Source organism: Endozoicomonas arenosclerae (assembly GCF_001562015.1).
GTDB classification, from domain to species: domain Bacteria; phylum Pseudomonadota; class Gammaproteobacteria; order Pseudomonadales; family Endozoicomonadaceae; genus Endozoicomonas_A; species Endozoicomonas_A arenosclerae.
On record NZ_LASA01000267.1, the window covers coordinates 1 to 1016 of the forward strand.

The window sequence follows — 1016 nt, forward strand, 5'->3', positions numbered from 1 at the left end:
GCCAGTTTGGATTTGTAAAAACAGCGTATCGAGGCATCGGGAAAAATGACAATAAACTGGCCACTCTTTTTGCTCTGGCTAATGTGGTTAGATTGGATCAAATGCTACGTAGGGGTTAATCTGCCTATCAGCCGAGAAAACCGGCTGAAAAGTAGATAATGAGCGACCCTATCCTCGCTTTTAGTTCTAAGAATTGTGTTTTAGAACATGCTCAAAGGATTGATGGACTTCTTCACACCTTCCCTAGCTTATCAGCTTGAAAAAGAAGGGCATGACGTCCGACTGACTATGCTGGATACAGGGTTGATTGGTCCAGATAACCAGAACCCTTTATCTGGGAATAATCTCATTCCTCATGAAGAAAACGCATTACTGGTACTGGAGCAGTTGCAGCTCTCAGACCCCCTTAATATTGAACAGGTAGAGCACTATCCTGCGATTATAGAGTTAAACCAAAAATTAAATAATACTTCAATCATGAAGCATTTTATGAGTGTTTATCGCATTCAATCCGAGATGGGGGCATCCTATCAGGCCAAAGTCCATCTGAAATCGTCTATTCACTTTATTTATTGTAAGGAGACATTTCCAACAACTGCAGAGTTGTCATCGGTTGTTTTGAATCTTAAAAAACATTGTGAAGGCAATGTTTATACTCTCAGCACGGATGGAGGTCACGTCTCAATGCTGACTCATCAGTATGCCAGTACTCTTGCACAAAAGCTGAAAACGATTTATTCAACTGAACAAAAAGTTAAGGAAGCTCATAAGGAACTGGAATACTAAGGAACCTGCGAATAAGTCCCTGATCATGAGATAATAATCTCAGCAGCTTGATCAGAGGTAGTCATGGACCAACAACTCTCTTTTTCCGACAGTGAATTCAGCCAGAAGCGACGCAGAACTCGTAGGGAAATTTTTCTTGAAAGAATGGAGGTTCTGATTCCATGGAAACGCTTAGAGGCCGTAATCGAGCCCTATTACCCTAAGCGTGGCAACGGAAGACCTCCTTATCC

At 41.8% G+C, this 1016-nt stretch carries 2 protein-coding genes; both read left to right on the forward strand.

Annotated elements, in window-relative coordinates; genetic code table 11:
* The first annotated feature begins 207 nt into the window (after nucleotides 1-207).
* Nucleotides 208-786 carry a hypothetical protein gene (locus tag WG89_RS28655; RefSeq protein ID WP_062271203.1) on the forward strand — a complete coding sequence of 193 codons (579 nt, stop codon included), beginning with the start codon at nucleotides 208-210 and terminating at the stop codon, nucleotides 784-786.
* A 63-nt stretch (nucleotides 787-849) separates the two neighbouring features.
* Nucleotides 850-1016 (forward strand): transposase (locus WG89_RS32595; protein ID WP_062260605.1); only part of this gene is annotated, 167 nt, incomplete at its 3' end.

Coding starts and splice junctions, on each gene's coding strand:
- WG89_RS28655 (WP_062271203.1), top strand. CDS start 208: ATGCTCAAAGGATTGATGGACTTCTTCACACCTTCCCTAGCTTATCAG.